We start from the raw sequence: 23,575 nt of genomic DNA, 5'->3' as shown, positions 1-23,575 counted from the left end.
TTGAACAGTCTAAGCGCTATTCGTATTCAGAGATCGGCACACAAGAACAGAATAAATTACGGTCGCCGTAAACATCATCCAGACGTTTTACGGTTGGCCAGTATTTATTCTCACGCGTTGATTCCGTTGGGAATACGGCCAGTTCGCGAGAATATGCGTGCTCCCAGTGATTAACCAGTTCAGCCTGAATGTGTGGCGCATTCACCAGCGGGTTATCCGCCAGCGTCCATTCGCCGCTGCTCACGCGTTCAATTTCAGCACGGATCGCCAGCATCGCATCGATAAAGCGATCCAACTCAGCTTTGCTTTCAGATTCCGTTGGCTCAACCATCAACGTGCCCGCAACCGGGAACGACATAGTTGGCGCATGGAAGCCAAAGTCGATCAAACGTTTAGCAATATCCATTTCACTAATGCCGGTTTGCTCTTTCAGCGGACGAATATCCAAAATACATTCATGCGCTACGCGACCATCACGGCCTGCGTACAGAATCGGATACGCCGCTTTCAAGCGTGTTGCGATGTAGTTGGCATTTAGGATCGCGGTCTGGCTGGCTTTCTTCAGCCCTTCAGCACCCATCATACGGATGTACATCCAGCTAATCGGCAAAATCGATGCACTACCAAACGGTGCCGCAGAAACCGCGCCTTTTTGCGTGGTTAAACCATCAATTTGCACCACGGTATGCCCCGGTACAAACGGAGCCAAATGCGATTTCACACCGATTGGGCCCATACCCGGTCCGCCGCCGCCGTGCGGGATACAGAACGTTTTATGTAAGTTCAGGTGAGATACATCGGCGCCAATATAGCCCGGCGTAGTAATCCCAACCTGCGCATTCATGTTCGCACCGTCGAGGTAAACCTGACCGCCGAACTGGTGCACGATCTGGCACACTTCGCGGATTGTTTCTTCATACACGCCGTGCGTTGACGGGTAGGTCACCATGATGCAGGAAAGTTCATCGCCCGCCTGCTCAGCTTTAGCGCGCAGATCGTGCAGATCGATATTACCGGAGTCATCACAGGCCACCACTACCACGCTCATACCTGCCATCTGCGCCGAGGCAGGGTTAGTACCATGCGCAGAGCTTGGAATTAAGCAAATATGGCGCGCAGCGTCGTTGCGGCTTTCGTGGTAGCGACGAATGGCCAGCAAACCCGCGTATTCACCTTGCGCACCAGAGTTTGGCTGCATACAAACGGCGTCATAACCGGTTAGCTGAACCAGCCATTGCGACAGCTGGGATATCATCATCTGATAGCCCATCGCCTGCTCTGGTGGGCAGAACGGATGTAATTCAGCAAATTCAGGCCACGTGATTGGGATCATTTCCGCAGCAGCATTCAGCTTCATGGTGCAAGATCCCAGTGGGATCATAGCCTGATTCAGCGCCAAATCTTTGCGCTCCAAGCGATGCATATAGCGCATCATCTCGGTTTCGCTGTGATAGCGGTTAAACACGGGATGCGTCAGAATCGGGTCGGTACGCAGCATGTGGGCAGGAATGCTGCCAGCGCTGTCTTCAGCAACCAGAGCATCTAGGGTATCGATATCCAATCCGTGGTTATCACCCAGCAGAATGGCAAACAGCGCTTCAACGTCTTCGCGGCTGGTCGCCTCATCTAAAGAAATCCCCACTGCGCCCGGAATGTCGCTACGCAGGTTAAAACCAAAGCCCAGCGCACGCGCCAATACTTCGGCCTTGTCTTTCACGGTTACCGTGAGGGTGTCAAACCAGCTGTGGTTGCGAACGGTGACATCTTTTTGCTTCAGGCCCGCTGCCAAGATATCGGTCAAACGATGAATGCGATCGGCAATGCGTTTCAGGCCGACGGGGCCATGATAGACCGCATACAGGCTGGCAATATTCGCCAGCAAGACTTGAGAAGTACAGATATTGGAGTTCGCTTTCTCACGGCGGATGTGTTGCTCACGCGTTTGCATCGCCATGCGCAGTGCGGTATTCCCTGCGGCATCGCGAGAAACCCCAATAATACGCCCTGGCATGGAGCGCTTAAACTCATCACGGCAGCCAAAGAATGCCGCATGCGGACCACCGTAGCCCATCGGTACGCCAAAACGTTGCGCAGAACCAAACACAACGTCAGCACCCAATTTGCCCGGCGCGGCCAGCAGCACCAGAGCCATAGGATCGGCGGCAATACAGGTAATCACCTTGCGGCTTTTCAGCTCATTCATCAGATCGGTGTAGTCGTGCAGCTCGCCGTAGGTCCCCACCTGTTGCAGCAATACGCCAAACACATCCTGATGATCGAGCACTTTATCTGCATCATCAACGATCACATCAAAGCCGAAGGTTTCAGCTCGGGTACGCACCACGTCTAGCGTTTGCGGATGAACATCGGCAGCCACAAAGAAACGATTCGCATCTTTCAGCTTGCTAGCACGCTTCGCCAACGCCATGGCTTCCGCTGCGGCGGTGGCTTCATCCAGTAAGGACGCCGAAGCTAATTCAAGACCGGTGAGATCCTGCGTCAGTTGCTGGAAGTTCAGCAACGCCTCAAGGCGACCTTGAGAAACTTCCGGCTGATACGGCGTATAAGCGGTATACCAGCCTGGGTTTTCCAGCATATTGCGCTGAATAACCGGTGGCATCAGTACGCCGTGGTACCCCATACCAATGAAAGATTTGTAGCGCTGATTCTGACCCGCAATTGCTTTCAGCTCAGCCAACGCCTGATGTTCCGTTACGGCATCACCGACCGCAGGCGGAGTAGGTAACTGAATATCGGAAGGAACGATCTGCTCGATCAGTTCATGCAAAGAGCGTGCGCCAACGGTTTCCAGCATTTGCTGTTGCTGCTGGGCAGACGGACCGATATGGCGAGCGATAAAGGATTCGCTGTTTTCGAGCTGGCTGAGAGTCTGGGTCATGAGTGACTGATTCCTAAATGTACATACAGAAGAAATGCTGATTTGACACAAATAAATGCGGCACGAACTCACTTTCTCCCCGCTAAGAACACGGGGAGAAAGTATGAAGCACGATCAAGCGCGGTTACGCCCAACACCGTTCACAACGCAGGCTTTAATCTTCGATAGAAGATTCGTAGGCTGCGGCATCCAGCAACCCAGCAATTTGCGCTTCGTCTGATGCTTTGATGCGGAACAGCCAGCCTTCGGAGTACGGAGCGCTGTTGACCAGCTCTGGCGCACCTTCTAGTTCATCGTTGATGGCAACGATTTCGCCGCTGATTGGGGCATAGATATCGGAAGCCGCTTTCACAGACTCGGCAACAGCGCAGTCATCGCCCGCATCGAAAGATGTGCCGACTTCTGGCAGATCGATAAAGACCATATCGCCCAGCAGTTCCTGCGCATGCTCGGTGATACCAACGCTATACACTCCTTCGCCTTCTGCGCGAACCCATTCGTGAGATGCGGTATATTTCAATTCAGTAGGCACGTTGCTCATCGACATCCTCTCTTAAATGTTTGTTAAATTTTACTTTATAAGTCTGATTCAATTGGCGTAGCCAATTTGAGTGCGGTCAGCGCGTAGGAACCTAATTAATCAGGCTTTTACCGTTGCGCACAAAACCGGGTTTAAGGACACGTACTGGCATTTCACGGTTACGGATCTGCACGATAGCTTCTTCGCCAATGCTTGCAGGTACGCGGGCCAATGCAATACTGACACCTAAAGTTGGTGAGAAGGAACCACTGGTGATCACACCTTCTTGAAGATTTCCGTTGGCATCAGTAAAACGCACCGGCAGCTCATTACGCAGCACGCCTTTTTCGGTCATCACCAAACCAACCAACTTTTCGGTACCGTTCTCACGCTGCTGTTCTAGCGCTTCACGGCCAATAAAATCACGATCTTCTGGCGTCCAAGCAATGGTCCAGCCCATATTGGCGGCTAACGGCGAAACGCCTTCGTCCATTTCCTGTCCATATAAATTCATGCCAGCTTCTAAACGCAGAGTGTCACGCGCGCCCAAACCACACGGCTTAACGCCCGCTTTCACCAGCTTCTGCCAGAACTCCGCCGCTTCGCCGATTGGCAAAGCAATTTCATAGCCGTTTTCGCCGGTGTAGCCCGTTGTCGCAATAAAGTAGTCGCCGGCCTGTACGCCGAAGAACGGTTTCATGCCGCTAATCGCTTGTTTTTGTGCATCAGTGAACAGCGTCGCAGCGCGTTCTTGTGCCTGCGGGCCTTGCACCGCAATCAGCGCCAGATCGTCGCGCACGGTGATTTCAACGTGATAAGGCTCGGCATGCTCGGTGATCCACGCCAAATCTTTTTCTCGCGTGGCGGAGTTAACCACCAAGCGGAAATATTCTTCTTCAAGGAAATAAACGATCAGGTCATCGATAACGCCCGCGGAGGCGTTCAACATGCCGGTATAGAGCGCCTTGCCCGGTACCGTTAGCTTTGCCACATCGTTCGCGAGGAGGTAGCGCAGGAACTCACGCGTACGCGGCCCACGAAGATCGACGATGGTCATGTGTGAGACATCAAACATGCCCGCATCTTGACGCACCGCGTGGTGCTCATCGAGCTGGGAACCGTAGTGCAGTGGCATCATCCAGCCGTGAAAATCAACCATACGCGCGCCACAGGCGACGTGTTGATCGAAGAGTGGAGTCTGTTTGGCCATCTTAACCCTCTTTTCCTGAACGTTTGTCATCCGGTACAAGCCATTCGCTATAGAGTCCCGGGCGCGCTAATAAGATACTTTTTGCCTAAAAATGTTGATGTGAAGCCTAAAGCTAAACGCCAATAAACATCGCTACGCAAACGATACCCTACCCCAGACGTTATCACCGATATCAGCGATTAACCATAAGTTAAAATAAGACCAGACTTTATCGATAGTGAAATTTAGAGAAGGGATAATGCAGAAGTTTCATCTACAAAACTGCGTCGAATGGCACATTATTAACATTTTCACCGCAACTGCATTGCAGTTATATAACGTATATCGCAATTTCATTAGGGAAAATAGCGGATGTTAAATTGCCATGCATGAGAAAAACTAATTCAAAACAGACGGCAACATTAGAATATTTCAAATCAGGTGGGAGGGATAACAAGAAAGAACAAAAAGGTGGGAGCGGCTAACATAAATACATAGCTAGCCGCGAAGCACTATTTTTACAACGTCTGTATTTACAGGCTCTATTTTTGCAAACTTTCAGGCAAATCCGCTAAGCCCATGGCATGACGAACCAAACGCGGTTTTAGCCCTGGAAGGTTATCAGCCAGCGCCATGCCGACATCACGCAGCAGTTTCTTGGCTGGGTTATCGCCGTCGAACAGCTGGCGGAAACCTTGCATGGCCGTCAGCATTAGCGCGGCGCTGTGCTTACGGGTACGCTCATAGCGGCGCAGGTACATATAGCGACCAATATCTTTGCCCTGACGCTGTAGACGTTTGATCTCGGAGGCCAATTCAGCCGCGTCCATAAAACCAAGGTTCACACCCTGCCCAGCCAATGGGTGGATGGTATGCGCCGCATCCCCCACCAGCGCTAATCGGTGCGCGGCAAAGCTGCGGGCATAGCGCCCAACCAGAGGATGTGACTGTCGAGCGCTGACGACTTCGCACAGACCAAGACGCGTATCAAACGCAACGGCCAATTCACGGTTGAAATCACACTCAGGCAAAGCGGCTAAGCGCTGAGCTTCTTCCGGGGAAACGGACCACACGATGGAGCATAAATGCGCATCTTCCAGCGGCAAGAAAGCCAAAATACCGTTTGGGCGGAAAATCTGACGCGCGCAGCCTTCATGGGGCCGTTCGGTTTTAATGGTAGCCACCAACGCATGGTGCCCATAGTCCCAAAACGTCAGCGGAATATCGGCATGCTGACGCAACCATGAATGCGCACCATCGGCACCAATCACCAGACGAGCCGTAAGCATCTGCCCATTATCTAACGTGATGAAAGCTTCGTTTTCGCCCCACGCCACCTGTTGGAGTGTCGCTGGCGCAATCATTGTGACCTCAGACTGTCGGCTCACTTTATTCCACAGCGCCAGTTGGATAACACGGTTTTCAATGATATGGCCAAGGTGGGTATGCCCATACTCTTGGGCACGAAACGCAATACGCCCAAAGCTGTCACTTTCCCAAACTTCCATGCCCTGATAGGCGCTCGCTCTCAGGGCGAGGATATCTTGCCAAACGCCCAGATGCTGTAGCAAACGCTCGCTGGCAGCATTAATGGCAGAAACACGCAGCGCAGGTTCAGGCGTTAGCTCAGCGTGCTCGGGGATACGGTTTTCAATCACCGCAATGCGCAGCCCGCTGCCCTGAAGCGCTGCCGCCGTTGCCAACCCCACCATGCCACCACCGGCAATAACCACATCAAAAGATTGCATTGTGATTCTCTGTTTCTGTTAATGAATCCTATTCCTTCAATCACTCAGGCAACTTAAACAGCGCTGAGCACGACAGGAATAAACTTAGCGTTCTACCCAGCCAAGGGTGCGCCGCGCCAGCGTTTCGCGCAGCGGAGGAACCAACTCCATCGCCATTAGGCCGAGATTACGCCCAACAACCAACAGAGCCAGACGATTGGCAAATAGATGAATCAGACCGTCGGTAACACCGATTGTGGCCTGTTGATCGGGTTCTCGGCGCTGTTGATATTGGCTTAATACTTGATAGCTGCCGATATCATTGCCCTGCTGTTCTGCTTGAGCAATAGTTTCCGCCAAAGACATGACGTCACGCAGGCCAAGATTAAATCCCTGCCCCGCGATGGGGTGTAGCGTTTGTGCCGCGTTTCCCACCAGCGCAAGGCGATGGCTAATATGTTGCTGGGCAGACGTTAAGCGCAGCGGATAGCTATGGCGTTTCCCCGTTTTCACCATGGTACCTAAACGCCAGCCGAAAGCCTGTTGCAGCTGGTGTAAAAATTCAGCATCGCTCCAGCTGTCGACCTTAGCCTGATCTTCAGCCGCATGGCACCACACCAGCGAACATCGGCCTTCACTCATCGGCAACATCGCCAACGGGCCGTTTCGGGTGAAGCGCTCAAACGCTTTGCCCTGATGCGGTAGAGAGGTCGTGACGTTGGCAATAACTGCTATCTGACCATAATCCTCGCTGCGCCAGTCAACGTTACAGTGCTGTGCTAACGCCGATGATGAGCCATCTGCTGCCACCAGTAACTCACCAGAAAGACGGGTACCATTATCCAGCGTGATAGTAGCGCTGTGCTGTTGGCGCTCGACGTCGACCACTTTTGCCGGACAGTGTAGAGTGACGCCGGGCGCTTTTTCTAACAGTTTGAACAGTCGCGAACCGGCCTGATGCAGCTCAATAACCTGACCTAAATACGGGATCTGATAGTCAGATGCTTCAAGCCCCACAAAACCGGCATGACCCTGATCGCTGACGTGAACACGCTCAATCGGTGTTCCACACGCTTTCAGCGCTGGCCACACACCGATACGCGCTAATTGCTGGCAGGTGCCGTAGGCTAACGCAATGGCGCGCGCATCAAATCCCGGATGTTTTCGGCTGTCTGGCAAAACCGCTTCAACGACCTCAACCTGAACGCGTCCTGCGCTCAACGCGGAAACCGCCAACGCCAGCGTTGCGCCCGCCATGCCTCCGCCTACAATGATCATTTTCATGCCGTGTATCGTTCCTCAGCTAGCGGCTTTTGCCTGTGCCATCAGCGCTTCAATATCGTCAGCATGCTTAACCACATCTTTGGTCAGCACCTCAAAGCCCTTCTCGGTGATGAGAATATCGTCTTCGATACGGATGCCAATTCCGCGATACTCCGCCGGAACATCAGCATCTGGCGCGATATATAACCCCGGTTCGCAGGTAAGCACCATGCCCGGTTCTAACACGCGCTCACGAGCAGAAGAACCGTAATCACCGACGTCATGTACATCCAAGCCTAACCAGTGGCTCAAACCATGCATGAAGAACTGACGATGCGCCTGATCGGCAATCAGCTGATCTACGTCGCCCTTCATCACGCCTAATTTGACTAACCCTTCAACCATCACGCGTACTGCGGCGTCGTTAGCTTCACGAATACTGTGGCCTGGGCCAAAGATTTCAAACGCTTTATCCATTGAGGCCAGCACCAGATCGTAGATCTCACGCTGAGGTTGGGTAAATTTGCCATTGACGGGGAAGGTGCGTGTGATATCACCGGCATAGCCTTTATATTCACAGCCCGCATCAATTAACACCAACTCGCCGTCTTTGAGCTCGCTTTCGTTTTCGGTGTAATGCAGGATGCAGCCGTTTTCGCCGCCGCCCACGATGGTGTTGTAGGAAGGGTAACGCGCCCCATGACGGGTGAATTCATGCAGGATTTCACCTTCGAGCTGGTACTCAAACATACCGGGACGGCATTTCTCCATTGCTCGAGTATGGCCCAGCGCGGTGATTTCACCTGCGCGGCGCATCGCTGCAATTTCTTCCTGCGATTTAAACAGACGCATTTCATGCACCCAAGGACGCCAATCGATCAGCGTTGCCGGCGCGCGGAAATTCTGGCGCATGCCGCGACGCAGTTTTTCTAGCGCGGCAAACGTAATCTGGTCTGCAAAATCATATTGGCCCTGAGCGTGATAAACCACATCTAGCCCATTCAACAACAGGTGAAGTTGCTCTTCAATATCACCATAAGGCAGTGCGCGATCGACGCCGAGTTTTGCCGGCGCAGCCTCTTGCCCTAAACGACGCCCAAACCAAATCTCGGCGGTTAAATCACGCACGCGATTAAACAGCACGCTGTGATTGTGGGTTTCGTCGCTTTTAATCAGGATCAGCAAGGCTTCAGGTTCGTTAAAGCCGGTCAGATACCAGAAGTCGCTGTTCTGGCGATAAGGGTATTCACTGTCAGCGCTGCGGGTACATTCTGGCGCAGCAAAAAAAAGCGCGGCACTACCGGGTGCCATCTGTGCCAAAACAGCCTGACGGCGACGTTGAAATTCTTGCTGGGTCATGACCTTCTCCTGAAATCGGCAATTGCGAGCACATGGCGTGGCGCTCTACGAAATGAGCAGCCAACACGGATGCAGCTTCAAGTATGAAGGATATAGACTATCATGCGGATTGCGTAATGGGATAAGCAAGATCAATCAGGCGGTAGGAGTTCCGCCTGATTTCATCGTTGCGCTTGGCGTGATGTTAATTTAGTGCAGAGTGGGTTTTTGCATTTCAGCCGCATTTGGCTTTTTCTGTGAGAACTCGCTGTGACACAGCATCGCTGCCATACGCACATATTCCGCGACTTCTTCCAGAGATTGTTCCAGCTCTTCCTGATCTTCGTCTTCTTCGTAGCCTAACTGAGCAATGCTACGCAGATCGTCGATAGCTTCGCCGACTTCGCCTTTAATCTGGCCAAGATTTTTTTGCATCATTCCTAGCCCCAGCAAGAAATGGTTTACCCAGCCGGAAAGCGCATCGACACGATCAAACACGGTTACGTCGTCGCTATCTGGCAAAAGCAGTTGGAAGCCAAAACCATCGTCTTCTAACGCATCACGGGTATGCTGATAAGTCACCTGAAGTGGCTGTGCGAGCGTTTGAGAAAACGCTTCGCCGTCGTTGGTTAGATCGTGGATCATCGTGCGCCAATTATCGTTATGATTGCCGCCACACAGTATCCCGCTGATCAAGCCATGCATTTCAGCGGGAGTTAATCCAACGCCTTGCTGCTGCAAAGCCTGAGTAAAAACAGAATATTCGGGTACAGTAATCTCAATTGGCATACGTTTTGGTCATCGTTGGCAGATAAAGTTCGTGTTATGCTACCATCAAGATCAGTCGCTATACCAGAAAAGGGCACGCTATAAGGCTTGTCATACCCAAAGTCATTGAAGTTGCATTCACATTTGCGGCTTTCGCTACCAAGGGTATATGTCCAAAATAGTTGGAGTTACATCAAGTCGGCAAGCAAGAGCAGCCAACACAGATAAATCTTCAAGTATGAAGGGCATGAGTCAAAAGGCTTGTATCTGCATAGCGAGGTATATATAGTTGGCGCCCGATTTAGTGACCCTCGCGGTTTTGAAACTGGCGCAAAATCTAGGCAGGAAGGTGGTATGTCTGCACAACCGGTAGATATTCAAATTTTTGGTCGTTCGTTAAGAGTTAATTGCCCGCCAGAACAACAAGAAGCGTTGAATCAGGCTGCAGAGGATCTTAATCAGCGGTTGCAAGATCTCAAAGTTCGCACTAGAGTCACCAATACGGAGCAACTAGTTTTCATCGCGGCATTAAACGTATGTCACGAACTGGCGCAAGAACGCTTGAAAACTCGCGATTATGCTTCCAATATGGAACAAAGAATTCGCATGTTGCAGCAGACCATCGAACAAGCTCTGCTGGAACAAGGTCGCATCACTGATCGTCAGGGTGCGCAGTTCGAATAAGTGTGACTTATAGTTGTAACATGTTGATTAGCTAACGATTTTTAAAGAAAGTCGTATCATTTTAAGAAAAATGTGATAAGCTAATTAACAGTAAAGGATACAAAATTTCTCTGAGGTGTTCGTGTGCGGGCCAGTCCCCTGAGCCGATATTTAATACCTCAAGAATGCGGCGGATCCGTAATCGGTGAGCACGCTCGGTCTCCGAGAAGCCTTAAGATTGCGTCGTTGCGTTCACCTTGAACCATGGGTTCAAGGGTTACAGCCTGCTGCGGCACCTCGGAGATTCCCTTACACCAAACATCCTTAAACGGGTGTGTCATGTCTAATAACGTCTCTCTCAGCAATTCTACTTTAAATTCCTGTCTATCTCGTTCGGATATCCGCCGTTCAGTTCGCCAATTGCGTAAAAACCTTAGTGCTGATTTCCAACGTCAGGCTGCACAAGATATTGCTATGCGCGTGATGCAACTACCGCGCGTTCAAAATGCACACACCGTTTCCCTATTTCTCTCTTTCGACGGTGAGCTGGATACCAGACCGCTGATTGAACGTCTTTGGCAGGCGGGAAAATCGGTTTATCTTCCGGTCCTGCATCCCTTCAGCCGCGGTAACCTACTGTTTTTACACTACGCCCCTGAAAGCGAAATGGTTCTGAATCATTTTGGCATTGAAGAACCACGCCTTAACGTACAGAAGGTATTGCCTGTGTCTCGGCTGGATATCATTTTCACCCCGCTGGTTGCATTTGACGCCACAGGGCAAAGATTAGGCATGGGCGGCGGATTTTATGACCGTACTTTGCAGGATTGGGAAAGTGCCTACGCGCAACAATGCGGGCCGTACCCTATAGGATTGGCGCATGACTGCCAGAGAGTCGATGCGTTACCGGTACAAGAGTGGGACGTTCCACTGCCAGAAATCATCACGCCCAGCACTCACTACCGCTGGTAAGATGACAAAACTCTCCAATAAAAACGGCAGCCATTAGCCTGCCATTTTTATTAATGCTAATAAGCTCTCGCTTAGAGATTAGTACAGCAAACGGGCACGAATCGTCCCCGTAATTTCTTTCATGCGCAGCAACGCCGCTTCCGCGCGTTCAGTCTCGGTTTCGATATCAATAACGACATAGCCGATTTGAGCATTGGTTTGCAGATACTGCGCGGCAATGTTTACGCCCTCTTCCGCAAAAATCTGGTTAATCTGCGTCAGTACGCCTGGGCGGTTTTCATGAATATGCAGCAGACGGCTGACATTTTCTTCATGCATCGGCAAGGAAACCTCAGGGAAATTCACCGCCGACAATGAAGAACCATTATCAGAATATTTTGTGAGTTTACCCGCTACCTCAGCACCGATATTTTCCTGTGCTTCCTGCGTGGAACCGCCGATATGCGGCGTCAGCAAGACGTTATCAAACTCACACAGCGGCGAATTAAACGGATCGCTGTTGGTGGCTGGCTCCGTTGGAAACACGTCGATGGCCGCGCCAGATAAATGCTTAGAAGATAACGCGTTGCACAAGGCTGGGATATCCACCACGGTGCCGCGCGATGCGTTGATCAGAATGGCGCCGGGCTTCATGAGCGCCAACTCTTCAGTACCAATCATATCTTTGGTGGAACGCGTTTCGGGCACATGCAATGTCACGACATCGCTCATGTTGAGCAAATCAGAGAGATGGCGTACCTGCTGCGCATTCCCCAGCGGCAGTTTGTTCTCGATATCGTAGAAGAAGACGTTCATACCAATCCCTTCAGCCAAAATACCCAGCTGAGTTCCGATATGACCGTAACCAATAATACCCAGTTTTTTACCGCGCGCTTCGAAACAGCCCACAGCCTGTTTATTCCACTCACCGCGATGTGCACAGGCATTGGCCGTTGGAATGCCGCGTAACAGCAGCAACAGCTCGCCCAGCACCATTTCGGCTACCGAGCGTGTATTAGAGAACGGCGCATTAAATACCGGAATGCCACGTTTTGCCGCAGCGGTAAGATCAACCTGATTGGTACCAATGCAGAAACAGCCTACGGCAATCAATTTTTCAGCCGCAGCGAAGATATCTTCGGTCAGGTGGGTTCGGGAACGAATGCCAACGAAATGTGCATCACGAATGGATGACTTCATCGATTCCGAGTCCAGCGCACCTTTATGATATTCGATGTTGGTGTAACCCGCTGCACGTAGATTGTCGACGGTGCTTTGATGAACCCCTTCAACTAAAAGGAACTTAATCCTGTCTTTCTCCAAAGATACTTTTGCCATGACCCGACCCTAACCCCTGTTAATTCGAACCTTAGTGTGGCCGCAACGGAAAACAAAACTCCTGCGGCATGCAGCCAACATAACAAATATTACGCATCCAGCAAGCCAACCGATTGCCTACATGGGGGTGAGCAACGGGTTGAAAACGTTAAAAGTTGGCGAAAAATGCTACTGCTTTTAATCGTGACAGCGTGAAAGTATCGTCAAGCGCAAATATGTGACATATGTCACCGAATTTAGGGGGTGTGATAAATAAATGGAATTCTATGTTTAAAACGAAGTTAACGAAGAGGGAAGAATAAGATAAAAAACCGAAGGCAGTACGCATAAAAAAACAGCCCCGAAGTTTCGGAGCTGCTGATTCATCATGGCTGATAATTTAAGCCGTAATGGTTTTCACGCCGTCAGCCGAGCCAACCAGCGCTACATCCGCGCCACGATTCGCGAACAGGCCAACGGTGACCACACCGGCAATACCGTTAATCTGTTTTTCTAACGCAATCGCATCCATAATTTTCAGATTATGCACGTCTAAAATCACGTTGCCGTTATCGGTCAGAACGCCTTGGCGATATTCTGGCTGACCACCTAACTTCACCAGCTCACGCGCAACGTAAGAACGCGCCATCGGAATCACTTCTACAGGCAGCGGGAAGTTACCCAGAATATCTACCTGCTTAGAAGAGTCGACGATACAAATAAATTTCTTCGCCACGGCCGCCACGATCTTCTCGCGAGTCAGTGCAGCACCGCCGCCTTTGATCATCTGCATATGGCCGTTGATTTCATCCGCACCATCAACATAAATATCTAACGAATCGACTTCGTTAAGATCGAAAACGGTAATACCCAAACTTTTCAGTTTCTCAGTGGAAGCATCAGAGCTTGATACCGCGCCCTCGATCTGCCCTTTCATGGTACCCAGTGCATCAATAAAATGCGCGGCGGTTGAGCCCGTGCCCACACCCACGATGGTGCCTGGTTTTACATACTTGAGCGCTTCCCAACCCACTGCTTTTTTCAGTTCATCTTGAGTCATTACCGAATCCTATGGACTATGCTACGAAAACGTGTGCGTATTATAGAGTAACTGCCTGTAAATGGCGTGTCAGAAGGCGGCTTTTTCGCCCTAAGCGATCACCTTTTCCATGATAAGAGTGCATTTTCTCCTCTTGAAGGGGAAAAAATGTGGCATATTGCAGTTATTAAGATATAAAAATCATAAGAGCAGGGGACGAAGAACAACATGAAACGCCCGGACTACCGGACTTTGCAAGCACTGGATGCGGTAATACGCGAACGTGGCTTTGAGCGTGCGGCACAAAAACTCTGTATAACTCAGTCAGCGGTTTCACAGCGAATCAAGCAGTTAGAAAACCTGTTCGGTCAGCCCCTGCTGGTTCGTACCGTCCCTCCTCGCCCAACGGAACAGGGACAGCGTTTGCTGGCTTTGTTGCATCAGGTTGAGCTACTTGAAGAGGAGTGGCTAGGCAACGATAGCAGCACCGATGGCCCGCTACTGCTCTCTCTCGCCGTCAACGCCGATAGTTTGGCAACTTGGCTGCTGCCTGCCTTAAAACCGGTGCTGGCGGATTCACCGCTGCGCTTGAACCTTCAGGTTGAAGACGAAACGCGAACTCAGGAACGGCTCCGTCGTGGTGAAGTGGTCGGCGCGGTGAGTATCCAGCCACAGCCACTACCTAGCTGTTTAGTCGACCGCCTTGGTGCGCTTGATTACCTGTTTGTGGCGTCACCGACTTTTGCTGCACGTTACTTCCCAAATGGCGTGAACCGTTCTTCCCTGCTGAAAGCTCCAGCCGTCGCCTTTGACCACTTAGACGACATGCATCAGGCGTTCCTGCAGCAGAACTTTGATCTGCCGCCGGGCAGCGTACCGTGTCACATCGTCAACTCCTCTGAAGCCTTTGTACAGCTAGCATTGCAGGGAACCACCTGCTGTATGATCCCGCATCTTCAGATCGAAAAAGAGCTGAAAGAAGGCTCGCTGATAAACTTAACTCCCGGTATGGTTCAGCGCCGTATGCTTTACTGGCACCGCTTTGCACCAGAAAGCCGCATGATGCGCCGAGTCACCGACGCGCTGCTTTCTCACGGGCACAACGTACTGCGCCAAGATTAAGCGACCCGTGGTTGCTATAAAAAACCATAAAAAAAGCACACCACGAGGTGTGCTTTTTTGCGCTATCAGCAGCCGTTATTTATTCAGGCTGAAGACCACATCAACCTGATCGTCAAACTGGATAGTTTGCTGTTCATAGGTCTGCGCAGCAGAGGTCTTTTGCATTGCATCAGCCGCCATATACATACGGCTTACTGGGGCTGGCTGGTAGTTAGATACGTGATAACGAATGCTGTACACCGGTCCAAGCACTACGCCAAAACCTTTTGCCAGAGACTGGGCCTGACTCACTGCATTTTTGATCGCTTCCTGACGTGCCTGTTCGCGATAAGCTTCTGGCTTAGCAACGCCTAACTCAACGGAGCGAATTTCGTTGAGATTCGCTTTCAATGCACCATCCAACAAACCATTCAGTTTATCCAACTGGCGCAGAGTGACTTGCACGCGGCGATCCGCACGATAGCCTTTCAGCTCGCTTTTGCCGTCTTTCAGGTAATCGTACTCTGGCTGAGTGCTTAAGTTAGCCGCACTGATGTCTTTTTTCTCAATACCGTTGGTATTCAGAAAATCAAAATATTTAGCTACACGCTGATCAACCTGCGTCTTGGCGCTCGCCGCATCTTTTGCAGAAGCGGTAACTTGGAAAGTCAGCGTCGCAATATCAGGAGTTGCGTCTACGCTTGATGTTCCAGAGGTCACTAGATGTGGTCCTTCTGGCATTTCAGCCGCCTGAGACAGCGCGGGTAACGCGCTTAATCCCATCGCTGCAACCATCGCTAAGGCTTTTAGCTTCATGGTGTCTCCTTGTAGACATACTCGATGTTTAGTGGTTTCAACTGCCGGTATATGGCGCTGAAAGATGGACAACATCCTGAACTAAAAAAAGCGCTAACGCATTAGGAACAATCCAGAATTTTATCCATCAACCGCCAACTACACCTTACAAATGTAGCCCATTTCTTGCCAACTGCAGGGCAATAACCCACATCACACAGGCAACCAGAAGATTAATCACCCGTTGAGCTTTGGGCGTACTTAACCACGGTGCTAACCACGCAGCGAGCAATGCCAATGAAAAGAACCAAATCGCAGAAGCGCTGACGGCACCAAAAGCAAACCAACTGCGGGCGTCCACTGAGAGCTGTCCACCTAGGCTGCCTAAGACGACGAACGTATCTAAATAGACATGCGGGTTAAGCCATGTCACGGCCAGCATGGTCACAACAATCCGCCAGCGGCTTTGCTGCGCCACGTCAGCCCCCGTTTGAATCCCCTCTTTCGCCATTGCCGCACGAAAAGCGCCCCAGCCATACCACAGCAAAAATGCCACTCCGCCCCAAGTCACTAGCATCAACAACAAGGGTGACTGACTCAATAGCGCGCTACCACCAAAAATACCGCCGCAGATTAAAACGATATCGCTGAGCGCGCATAGACAAGCAATCATCAGATGATACTGCCGACGGATCCCCTGGCTTAAAACAAATGTGTTTTGTGGGCCCAGTGGCAAAATCATGGCTGCGCTCAGGGCAAAGCCCTGTAAAAAAACAGAAAGCATGGGTAGTTCCTCGAAAATATAGCTGCGCCCCAAAGAGAAGATGGGCCGGAATGGCAGCGATATTACGCCGAGATGTTAAGAAGAGGAAATGGATGATTCTTATCGGGGATTAGAGCGGCTAATAGAGGGGAAATATAACGCGGTCCCCCTCCCAACGCTTCCTTTGCTAAAGGACGGTTATGGAAGGGGCACTCGCTAAGGATTATTCCTGTTCAGCCTTGCGCACAGCGGTTTGATACAGATGAACATCCATTTGCGGGAATGGAATTCCAATATTATTGGCATCCAGACCACGTTTGAAGTTTTCCATCAGATCAAAATAGACCGGCCAGTAATTAGCATTCGTCGTCCAGACTCTCACCACAAAATTCAGCGATGAAGCCGCCATTTCATTCAGTCGAATGGTCACACCTTGGTCTTGCATAATACGTTTATCAGCAGCAACAATATCGCCTAATACTTTTTTGACCAGATCGATATCCGCATCGTAGGCCACACCAACGGTAATATCTACGCGGCGATTTGGCTCACGGGAATAGTTAATAATATTGCCAGCAATGATTTTCCCGTTGGGTACCACGATAGTTTTATTATCCGAAGTTAGCATGGTTGTAGAGAAAATCTGAACATCTTTCACCGTACCGGAAACACCGCCAAGATCAACAAACTCTCCCGTGCGGAACGGACGGAATAGAACTAACAATACGCCTGCAGCAAAGTTAGAGAGTGAACCTTGCAATGCCAGACCAACGGCTAAGCCTGCGGCACCAATCACCGCAATAACGGAGGCTGTTTGCACACCAATACGACCTAATGCCGCGATAATGGTGAACGCCATAATGCCGTAGCGAACTAATGCTGAAAGGAAATGAGCGACTGTGAGATCAACGCCGCGCGCCTTCATTAGACGGGTAATTGCACCAGAAACAATTTTGGCAATAATCGAACCGACAATGAAGATAACAATCGCAGCAACAATATTCACTGCATACTGAATTAGTAAGTCCTGATTTTTCACTAACCAGTTTCCAGCACTATTAATTCCATCGGCAACGTTCAGGTCTTTCATAAACCATCCTTCCTTTAACAAATCAAAAGTAGCGCAACATGCTCAATTTATGCCGTTTTGTACGGCATGTTTGTGTAAGGTTAACGGACAATGCGCTATACGCCAACTAATCAAAGCTTAAATAACAATAATTGGGATTAGTCGAACCAACCATTACGAATATTTTAGCCATAATAAAAATACAAAAAAAACACCCTAACGAGAACGCTAGGGTGTTTTAATTTCGTCTATCACGCTAAGCAAATTAGCGTGATGCAACAAGCATTACAGAACGTCTTTGCAGTTCAGTTCGTCAAATGCCAGTTCCAGACGAGCAATCATGCTAGTCTGAGCGGCACGCAACCAAACGCGTGGATCGTAGTATTTCTTGTTAGGTTTGTCTGCGCCTTCTGGGTTACCCAGCTGGCCCTGCAGATAGCCTTCGTTTTTCTTGTAGTAGTTCAGAATACCTTCCCACGTTGCCCACTGGGTATCGGTATCGATATTCATTTTAACTACGCCGTAGCTGACCGCTTCTTTGATTTCTGCAGCAGTAGAACCAGAACCACCGTGGAATACGAAGTTCAGGCTGTTGTGTGGCAGGTTGTGTTTCTTAGAAACGTATTCCTGAGAGTTATGCAGGATTTTTGGCGTCAGCTGTACGTTACCTGGCTTGTATACGCCGTGTACGTTACCGAAAGAGGCAGCGATAGTGAAACGTGGGCTGATTGCGTTCAGTTTAGTGTACGCGTAATCAACGTCTTCTGGCTGAGTGTACAGCGCAGAGCTATCCATATGGCTGTTATCAACGCCATCTTCTTCGCCACCGGTGCAGCCCAGTTCGATTTCCAGCGTCATGCCTAATTTAGACATACGGGTCAGATATTTGGAGCAGATCTCGATGTTTTCTTCCAGAGACTCTTCAGACAGGTCGATCATGTGAGAAGAGAACAGTGGTTTGCCAGTAGCAGCGAAATGTTTTTCGCCAGCGTCCAACAGGCCGTCTAACCATGGCAGCAGTTTCTTAGCGCAATGGTCAGTATGCAGGATCACTGGAACACCGTAGTGTTCAGCCATCTGGTGTACGTGATGCGCACCAGAGATTGCACCCAGGATTGCAGCACCCTGAGGAACGTCGGTTTTCACGCCTTTACCAGCGATAAATGCAGCACCGCCGTTTGAGAACTGAACGATAACCGGAGCACGTACTTTAGAAGCAGCTTCCATTACCGCATTGATTGAGTCTGTACCAACACAGTTAACTGCAGGCAATGCGAAATTGTTTTCTTTAGCGATCTGGAAAACTTTCTGAACATCATCACCAGTGATGACACCCGGTTTAACAAAATCAAAAATTTTAGACATGTTACGTCGTCCTGTTTCGTGGGCCGTAAGTAAAAAATAAATCGTTTTCAGCTACTTGCTACACGCTTATCACAATGGAGCATCGTGTATCCAAATAGATAGAACAACGGGAGGCTCGGCCTCCCGTTACGGTTCATTACTGCTTAGCACGTTCTTCCAGCATCACTACCGCTGGCAATTTTTTGCCTTCAACGAATTCTAAGAATGCGCCGCCGCCAGTAGAGATGTAGGAAATTTTGTCTGCGATACCGAACAGATCGATAGCTGCCAGAGTATCACCGCCGCCCGCGATAGAGAATGCTTCGCTATCAGCGATTGCTTGAGCAACGATCTCGGTACCTTTACGGAAGTTAGGGAACTCGAACACGCCGACTGGGCCGTTCCACAGAATGGTTTTCGCATTCTTCAGAATCTCAGCCAGCTGGTGTGCTGAAGCATCACCCAGATCCAGAATCTGTTCGTCATCTTTAATGTCATTTACTGATTTCAGCGTTGCAGCCGCAGTTTCAGAGAACTCGGTAGCAACACGTACGTCGGTAGGTACTGGGATATCACAGGTAGTCAGCAGTTTTTTCGCTTCATCAACCAGATCGGCTTCGTACAGTGATTTGCCTACGTTGTGGCCTTGAGCAGCAACGAAGGTGTTCGCGATACCGCCACCAACAATCAGCTGATCCGCGATTTTAGACAGAGAGTCCAGAACGGTCAGTTTGGTAGAAACTTTTGAACCACCAACGATAGCAACCATTGGGCGTGCTGGGTTACCCAGCGCTTTGCCCAGTGCTTCCAGCTCTGCAGACAGCAGAGGACCCGCACATGCGATAGGTGCAAATTTACCTACGCCGTGGGTTGAAGCCTGTGCACGGTGTGCAGTACCGAATGCGTCCATGACGTAAACGTCACACAGCGCGGCGTATTTTTTTGACAGGGTTTCGTCGTCTTTCTTTTCGCCTTTGTTGAAGCGAACGTTTTCCAGAACAACCAATTCACCTTCTGCAACGTCAACACCGTCCAGATAGTCTTTAGCCAGACGAACTGGAGACTTCAGGTGGTCTTTCAGATAGTTAACAACCGGCAGCAGAGAGTACTCTTCGTTGTATTCGCCTTCGGTAGGACGACCCAGATGGGAAGTAACCATTACACGAGCGCCCTGCTTCAGAGCAGCTTCGATAGTTGGCAGCGACGCACGAATACGCGCATCAGAAGTCACTTTGCCTTCTTTAACTGGAACGTTCAGATCTGAACGGATCAGGACACGTTTACCAGCCAAATCCAAATCGGTCATCTTAATTACAGACATGGTGAACCCTCTCGTTGATTCTCTTAAAGTTGCTTGACCGTCACAGCTGCACAGGCGGCTGTGCCGTACTGGAAACCGCTTGGAACATCGCCAGCGTAGTATCTAACATACGATTGGCAAAACCCCATTCGTTGTCACACCAGACCAACGTTTTTATCAAGTGTTGACCGCTGACGCGCGTCTGCGTGCCATCAACAATGGCACTGTGCGGGTCGTGATTAAAATCGGTCGAAACCAGTGGTAATTCTGTATAGTCAACTATACCACGAAATGAGGTGCTTGCTGCCTTTTGCAGTAGGTGGTTGACATCACTCACCTTTACTGCGGCCTGCACGCTAACGCTCAAATCGATTGCCGTAACGTTAATCGTCGGCACTCGCACTGAAATCGCTTCAAAGCGATCGCAGAACTTAGGAAAAATGCGGGTGATACCAGCGGCCAATTTCGTGTCGACGGGAATTATCGACTGGCTGGCCGCGCGTGTCCGACGCAGGTCGGAATGATACGCATCTATCACCGGCTGATCGTTCATTGATGAGTGAATCGTTGTCACCGTGCCGGATTCAATCCCAAACGCATCATCGAGCAATTTAATGACTGGGATAATGCAGTTAGTCGTGCAGGATGCGTTAGACACAATGTGGTGTTCTGGCTGCAATTCCTGCTGGTTCACACCGTAGACTACGGTCGCATCGAGATCGTGGCTGCCTGGATGGGAGAACAAAACTTTTTTGGCTCCCGCCATAATATGGGCTTCGCCATCGGCTCGACTGCCATAAACACCGCTACAGTCGAGTACGATATCCACACCCAGCTCACGCCACGGTAAATCTGCAATCTGCTTCTCATGCAGCAGACGAATTGTGTCATCGCCCACCCACATCGTATCCCGCTCCTGGCGGACATCCCAAGCAAAGCGCCCGTGACTGGTGTCGTATTTCAACAAATGAGCCATGCCTTCAGCATTTGCCAATTCATTTATCGCTACCACGGACATTTCTACTCTACGGCCGGATTCGTATAACGCGCGTAATACGCTGCGTCCGATACGGCCAAAACCGTTTATTGCGATGCGAATAGTCATATCACTCCCTGCGCCAAACGCAGTTTAAAACGAAAGTTTTAAGGCGAGAGCATAGAGTAATCCAGCATCGAAAACGATGGAAATCCCGCTGTCACATAATCCTGATAATTGATGCTTCATCAATCAACTGAAACGCTTCAGCCAAGAATAAACCAAAGCCTCAATAAAAGAAATAACCGCAATAAAATGGGCGTTATGCCTCGCTTTCTTTCGCTTAAAATGTGCTATAGTTCACAAATTATGGGTATTAAAGCGCGCCGCTAAGCATAAAAAAACGGGACTGCCCTGCGGCAATCCCGTTTTTATCAGCGATAGCTACCGAATTATTTCAGCAACGCTTTCGCTTTAGCCACTACGTTGTCTACGGTGAAGCCAAACTCTTTGAACAGCAGCTCAGCTGGCGCAGATTCGCCGAAGGTAGTCATACCGACCACGGCACCGTTCAGGCCAACATACTTGTACCAGAAGTCAGCGATACCGGCTTCAACAGCAACGCGAGCGCTAACTGCCGCTGGCAGTACGGACTCACGATAGGCAGCATCTTGCTTATCGAAGACTTCAGTTGCAGGCATGGAAACTACGCGAACTTTACGACCTTCTGCAGTCAGCTGATCTGCAGCGTTCACAGCCAGCTCAACCTCAGAACCGGTCGCAATGAAGATAAGCTCTGGCTGACCAGCGCAATCTTTCAGGATGTAACCGCCGCGAGAGATGTTAGCCACCTGCTCTGCCGTACGATCCATCTGAGCCAGATTCTGACGCGAGAAGATCAGCGCTGATGGGCCATCGTTACGCTGAATAGCGAACTGCCATGCAACCGCAGATTCAACTTGGTCACATGGACGCCACGTGTTCATGTTTGGTGTCACACGCAGGCTAGCCATCTGCTCAACCGGCTGGTGAGTTGGGCCATCTTCACCCAGACCGATAGAGTCATGGGTATAAACGAAGATATTACGGATTTTCATCAGCGCAGCCATGCGAACGGCGTTGCGCGCATACTCCATAAACATCAGGAAGGTCGCGCCGTATGGCAGGAAACCGCCGTGCAGAGCAATACCGTTCATGATGGCTGACATACCGAATTCACGTACACCGTAATGGATGTAGTTACCGGCCAGATCTTCGTTCAGCGGCTTAGAACCAGACCACATGGTCAGGTTACTTGGTGCCAAGTCAGCAGAACCACCTAGGAATTCAGGCAGCACTTTACCGAAAGCTTCCAGCGCGTTTTGAGACGCTTTGCGGCTTGCGATTTTCGCTGGGTTGGCTTGCAGGTGATCGATGAATTTCTTGGATTCTTCAGCCCAGTTAGCTGGCAGCTCACCGCTTACGCGACGTTTGAACTCAGCGGCCAGTTCAGGGAATGCAGCCTGATAGGCAGCAAATTTCTTATCCCAGGCGCTTTCTTTGGCTTTGCCCGCTTCTTTAGCATCCCACTGAGAATAGATTTCCTGAGGGATTTCAAACGGAGCGTAGTTCCAGCCCAGCGCTTTACGAGTTGCTTCAATTTCAGCGGCACCCAGTGGCGCACCGTGAGCTTCGTGGGAACCTGCTTTGTTCGGTGAACCGAAACCGATGGTAGTTTTGCACATCAGCAGAGATGGCTTGTCGGTCACTTTACGTGCGTCTTCGATAGCCGCTTTGATCGCGTCGCTGTTGTGGCCATCTACGCCACGGATAACGTGCCAGCCGTAAGCTTCAAAACGCTCAGCGGTATTATCGGTGAACCAGCCTTCAACGTGACCATCGATAGAAATACCGTTGTCATCATAGAACGCGGTCAGTTTGCCCAGCTTCAAGGTACCCGCTAAAGAGCAAACTTCATGAGAGATGCCTTCCATCATGCAGCCATCGCCCAAGAATGCATAGGTGTGGTGATTGACGATATCGTGACCTGGGCGGTTGAACTGCGCGGCCAAAGTACGTTCAGCAATCGCCATACCCACCGCATTCGCGATGCCCTGACCCAGTGGGCCAGTGGTGGTTTCTACGCCTGGGGTATAACCGTATTCAGGGTGACCTGGAGTTTTAGAATGTAACTGACGGAAGTTTTCCAGCTCGGTGATTGGCAGGTCATAGCCAGTGAGGTGCAACAGGCTATAAATCAACATAGAGCCATGGCCGTTAGAAAGCACAAAGCGGTCACGATCGGCCCAATTTGGATTGGTCGGGTTGTGATTCATGTAATCGCGCCACAGGACTTCCGCGATATCAGCCATACCCATAGGGGCACCTGGGTGACCAGAATTGGCTTTCTGCACAGCGTCCATACTGAGTGCACGGATCGCATTGGCAAGCTCTTTACGAGAGGACATGTTCTACTCCAAGTCGGATTTAAAGAAACAGGGTTCGGGGTATTTTCTCAGACTACGTATGAAAACAGCAATCCCTAAGGCTAAATGAGTCGATGAAGTCTCATTA

General features: G+C 50.4%; 19 protein-coding genes and 1 other RNA gene. 4 read left to right on the top strand and 16 right to left on the bottom strand.

Features of this window, described 5'->3' with window-relative positions:
- Window positions 1-16: 16 nt before the first annotated feature.
- From gcvP to AB3Y96_RS03785, 7 genes are all read right to left on the bottom strand, one after another.
- A complete protein-coding gene (gcvP, locus tag AB3Y96_RS03815; RefSeq protein ID WP_367298530.1) occupies window positions 17-2,899 on the bottom strand; it encodes an aminomethyl-transferring glycine dehydrogenase in 2,883 nt (960 codons plus the stop codon).
- A gap of 154 nt (window positions 2,900-3,053) precedes the next feature.
- Complete coding sequence (gene gcvH / locus AB3Y96_RS03810; protein WP_025799171.1) at window positions 3,054-3,440, bottom strand: glycine cleavage system protein GcvH; 387 nt, start codon at window positions 3,438-3,440, stop codon at window positions 3,054-3,056.
- A 91-nt stretch (window positions 3,441-3,531) separates the two neighbouring features.
- Window positions 3,532-4,629 (bottom strand): glycine cleavage system aminomethyltransferase GcvT, encoded by a 1,098-nt coding sequence (gene gcvT / locus AB3Y96_RS03805; RefSeq protein ID WP_367298529.1) that lies wholly within the window; start codon window positions 4,627-4,629, stop codon window positions 3,532-3,534.
- 521 nt (window positions 4,630-5,150) lie between these two features.
- On the bottom strand, window positions 5,151-6,356 hold the full coding sequence (gene ubiI / locus AB3Y96_RS03800; RefSeq protein WP_072309049.1) for an FAD-dependent 2-octaprenylphenol hydroxylase: 1,206 nt from the start codon (window positions 6,354-6,356) through the stop codon (window positions 5,151-5,153).
- An 84-nt stretch (window positions 6,357-6,440) separates the two neighbouring features.
- Complete coding sequence (gene ubiH, locus AB3Y96_RS03795; RefSeq protein WP_367298528.1) at window positions 6,441-7,619, bottom strand: 2-octaprenyl-6-methoxyphenyl hydroxylase; 1,179 nt, start codon at window positions 7,617-7,619, stop codon at window positions 6,441-6,443.
- 15 nt (window positions 7,620-7,634) lie between these two features.
- On the bottom strand, window positions 7,635-8,957 hold the full coding sequence (gene pepP / locus AB3Y96_RS03790) for a Xaa-Pro aminopeptidase (RefSeq protein WP_367298527.1): 1,323 nt from the start codon (window positions 8,955-8,957) through the stop codon (window positions 7,635-7,637).
- Between the two features lie 189 nt (window positions 8,958-9,146).
- Entirely contained in the window at window positions 9,147-9,725 is a 579-nt protein-coding gene (locus AB3Y96_RS03785; protein ID WP_072309052.1) for a YecA family protein, read from the bottom strand.
- Between the two features lie 333 nt (window positions 9,726-10,058).
- Here AB3Y96_RS03785 and zapA point away from each other — a divergent pair, with 333 nt between their 5' ends.
- The 3 genes from zapA to AB3Y96_RS03770 all read left to right on the top strand — a co-directional run bounded on the left by zapA (window position 10,059) and on the right by AB3Y96_RS03770 (window position 11,339).
- The gene (gene zapA / locus AB3Y96_RS03780) at window positions 10,059-10,388 is read left to right on the top strand and encodes a cell division protein ZapA (RefSeq protein ID WP_004846886.1); all 330 of its coding nucleotides are present in this window, start codon (window positions 10,059-10,061) and stop codon (window positions 10,386-10,388) included.
- A 104-nt stretch (window positions 10,389-10,492) separates the two neighbouring features.
- Window positions 10,493-10,675: non-coding RNA, 6S RNA (ssrS, locus tag AB3Y96_RS03775), on the top strand.
- 31 nt (window positions 10,676-10,706) lie between these two features.
- Window positions 10,707-11,339, top strand: a complete 633-nt coding sequence (locus AB3Y96_RS03770; protein ID WP_367298526.1) for a 5-formyltetrahydrofolate cyclo-ligase — start codon at window positions 10,707-10,709, stop codon at window positions 11,337-11,339.
- Window positions 11,340-11,417: 78 nt separating this feature from the next.
- On the opposite strand, the gene serA is transcribed toward AB3Y96_RS03770, so the two are convergent.
- Both serA and rpiA read right to left on the bottom strand, forming a co-directional pair.
- Window positions 11,418-12,656, bottom strand: coding sequence for a phosphoglycerate dehydrogenase (gene serA, locus AB3Y96_RS03765; RefSeq protein WP_367298525.1), 1,239 nt, complete (start codon window positions 12,654-12,656; stop codon window positions 11,418-11,420).
- Between the two features lie 379 nt (window positions 12,657-13,035).
- Window positions 13,036-13,695 carry a ribose-5-phosphate isomerase RpiA gene (rpiA, locus tag AB3Y96_RS03760; protein ID WP_025799156.1) on the bottom strand — a complete coding sequence of 220 codons (660 nt, stop codon included), beginning with the start codon at window positions 13,693-13,695 and terminating at the stop codon, window positions 13,036-13,038.
- 207 nt (window positions 13,696-13,902) lie between these two features.
- On the opposite strand from rpiA, the gene AB3Y96_RS03755 reads away from it, so the two are divergent.
- The gene (locus AB3Y96_RS03755; RefSeq protein ID WP_043490926.1) at window positions 13,903-14,796 is read left to right on the top strand and encodes a LysR family transcriptional regulator ArgP; all 894 of its coding nucleotides are present in this window, start codon (window positions 13,903-13,905) and stop codon (window positions 14,794-14,796) included.
- A 75-nt stretch (window positions 14,797-14,871) separates the two neighbouring features.
- Here AB3Y96_RS03755 and AB3Y96_RS03750 read toward each other — a convergent pair whose 3' ends face one another.
- The 7 genes from AB3Y96_RS03750 to tkt all read right to left on the bottom strand — a co-directional run bounded on the left by AB3Y96_RS03750 (window position 14,872) and on the right by tkt (window position 23,469).
- Window positions 14,872-15,591: an oxidative stress defense protein gene (locus AB3Y96_RS03750; RefSeq protein WP_367298524.1), complete on the bottom strand. Its 720-nt coding sequence runs from the start codon at window positions 15,589-15,591 to the stop codon at window positions 14,872-14,874.
- A 145-nt stretch (window positions 15,592-15,736) separates the two neighbouring features.
- Window positions 15,737-16,354 carry an arginine exporter ArgO gene (gene argO, locus AB3Y96_RS03745; RefSeq protein WP_072309055.1) on the bottom strand — a complete coding sequence of 206 codons (618 nt, stop codon included), beginning with the start codon at window positions 16,352-16,354 and terminating at the stop codon, window positions 15,737-15,739.
- Between the two features lie 202 nt (window positions 16,355-16,556).
- Entirely contained in the window at window positions 16,557-17,423 is an 867-nt protein-coding gene (gene mscS / locus AB3Y96_RS03740; RefSeq protein ID WP_367298523.1) for a small-conductance mechanosensitive channel MscS, read from the bottom strand.
- A gap of 264 nt (window positions 17,424-17,687) precedes the next feature.
- A complete protein-coding gene (gene fbaA / locus AB3Y96_RS03735) occupies window positions 17,688-18,767 on the bottom strand; it encodes a class II fructose-bisphosphate aldolase (protein ID WP_072309057.1) in 1,080 nt (359 codons plus the stop codon).
- A gap of 136 nt (window positions 18,768-18,903) precedes the next feature.
- On the bottom strand, window positions 18,904-20,067 hold the full coding sequence (gene pgk, locus AB3Y96_RS03730) for a phosphoglycerate kinase (RefSeq protein WP_072309058.1): 1,164 nt from the start codon (window positions 20,065-20,067) through the stop codon (window positions 18,904-18,906).
- Between the two features lie 40 nt (window positions 20,068-20,107).
- Window positions 20,108-21,151 carry an erythrose-4-phosphate dehydrogenase gene (epd, locus tag AB3Y96_RS03725; RefSeq protein WP_072309059.1) on the bottom strand — a complete coding sequence of 348 codons (1,044 nt, stop codon included), beginning with the start codon at window positions 21,149-21,151 and terminating at the stop codon, window positions 20,108-20,110.
- A 323-nt stretch (window positions 21,152-21,474) separates the two neighbouring features.
- Window positions 21,475-23,469 (bottom strand): transketolase, encoded by a 1,995-nt coding sequence (gene tkt / locus AB3Y96_RS03720; RefSeq protein WP_072309060.1) that lies wholly within the window; start codon window positions 23,467-23,469, stop codon window positions 21,475-21,477.
- Between the last annotated feature and the right edge of the window lie 106 nt (window positions 23,470-23,575).

Origin of the sequence: Hafnia alvei, assembly GCF_964063325.1 — a bacterium.
In the GTDB taxonomy this organism is placed as follows: Bacteria; Pseudomonadota; Gammaproteobacteria; order Enterobacterales; family Enterobacteriaceae; genus Hafnia; species Hafnia alvei_B.
The sequence above is the reverse complement of the archived record's forward strand: the minus strand, read 5'-3'. Positions and strand labels throughout refer to the sequence as shown.

Bases quoted from the DNA above. Each gene is read 5' to 3' on its own strand.
- gcvP (WP_367298530.1), bottom strand. From the start codon at position 2,899: ATGACCCAGACTCTCAGCCAGCTCGAAAACAGCGAATCCTTTATCGCT.
- gcvH (WP_025799171.1), bottom strand. From the start codon at position 3,440: ATGAGCAACGTGCCTACTGAATTGAAATATACCGCATCTCACGAATGG.
- gcvT (WP_367298529.1), bottom strand. From the start codon at position 4,629: ATGGCCAAACAGACTCCACTCTTCGATCAACACGTCGCCTGTGGCGCG.
- ubiI (WP_072309049.1), bottom strand. From the start codon at position 6,356: ATGCAATCTTTTGATGTGGTTATTGCCGGTGGTGGCATGGTGGGGTTG.
- ubiH (WP_367298528.1), bottom strand. From the start codon at position 7,619: ATGAAAATGATCATTGTAGGCGGAGGCATGGCGGGCGCAACGCTGGCG.
- pepP (WP_367298527.1), bottom strand. From the start codon at position 8,957: ATGACCCAGCAAGAATTTCAACGTCGCCGTCAGGCTGTTTTGGCACAG.
- AB3Y96_RS03785 (WP_072309052.1), bottom strand. From the start codon at position 9,725: ATGCCAATTGAGATTACTGTACCCGAATATTCTGTTTTTACTCAGGCT.
- zapA (WP_004846886.1), top strand. From the start codon at position 10,059: ATGTCTGCACAACCGGTAGATATTCAAATTTTTGGTCGTTCGTTAAGA.
- AB3Y96_RS03770 (WP_367298526.1), top strand. From the start codon at position 10,707: ATGTCTAATAACGTCTCTCTCAGCAATTCTACTTTAAATTCCTGTCTA.
- serA (WP_367298525.1), bottom strand. From the start codon at position 12,656: ATGGCAAAAGTATCTTTGGAGAAAGACAGGATTAAGTTCCTTTTAGTT.
- rpiA (WP_025799156.1), bottom strand. From the start codon at position 13,695: ATGACTCAAGATGAACTGAAAAAAGCAGTGGGTTGGGAAGCGCTCAAG.
- AB3Y96_RS03755 (WP_043490926.1), top strand. From the start codon at position 13,903: ATGAAACGCCCGGACTACCGGACTTTGCAAGCACTGGATGCGGTAATA.
- AB3Y96_RS03750 (WP_367298524.1), bottom strand. From the start codon at position 15,591: ATGAAGCTAAAAGCCTTAGCGATGGTTGCAGCGATGGGATTAAGCGCG.
- argO (WP_072309055.1), bottom strand. From the start codon at position 16,354: ATGCTTTCTGTTTTTTTACAGGGCTTTGCCCTGAGCGCAGCCATGATT.
- mscS (WP_367298523.1), bottom strand. From the start codon at position 17,423: ATGAAAGACCTGAACGTTGCCGATGGAATTAATAGTGCTGGAAACTGG.
- fbaA (WP_072309057.1), bottom strand. From the start codon at position 18,767: ATGTCTAAAATTTTTGATTTTGTTAAACCGGGTGTCATCACTGGTGAT.
- pgk (WP_072309058.1), bottom strand. From the start codon at position 20,067: ATGTCTGTAATTAAGATGACCGATTTGGATTTGGCTGGTAAACGTGTC.
- epd (WP_072309059.1), bottom strand. From the start codon at position 21,151: ATGACTATTCGCATCGCAATAAACGGTTTTGGCCGTATCGGACGCAGC.
- tkt (WP_072309060.1), bottom strand. From the start codon at position 23,469: ATGTCCTCTCGTAAAGAGCTTGCCAATGCGATCCGTGCACTCAGTATG.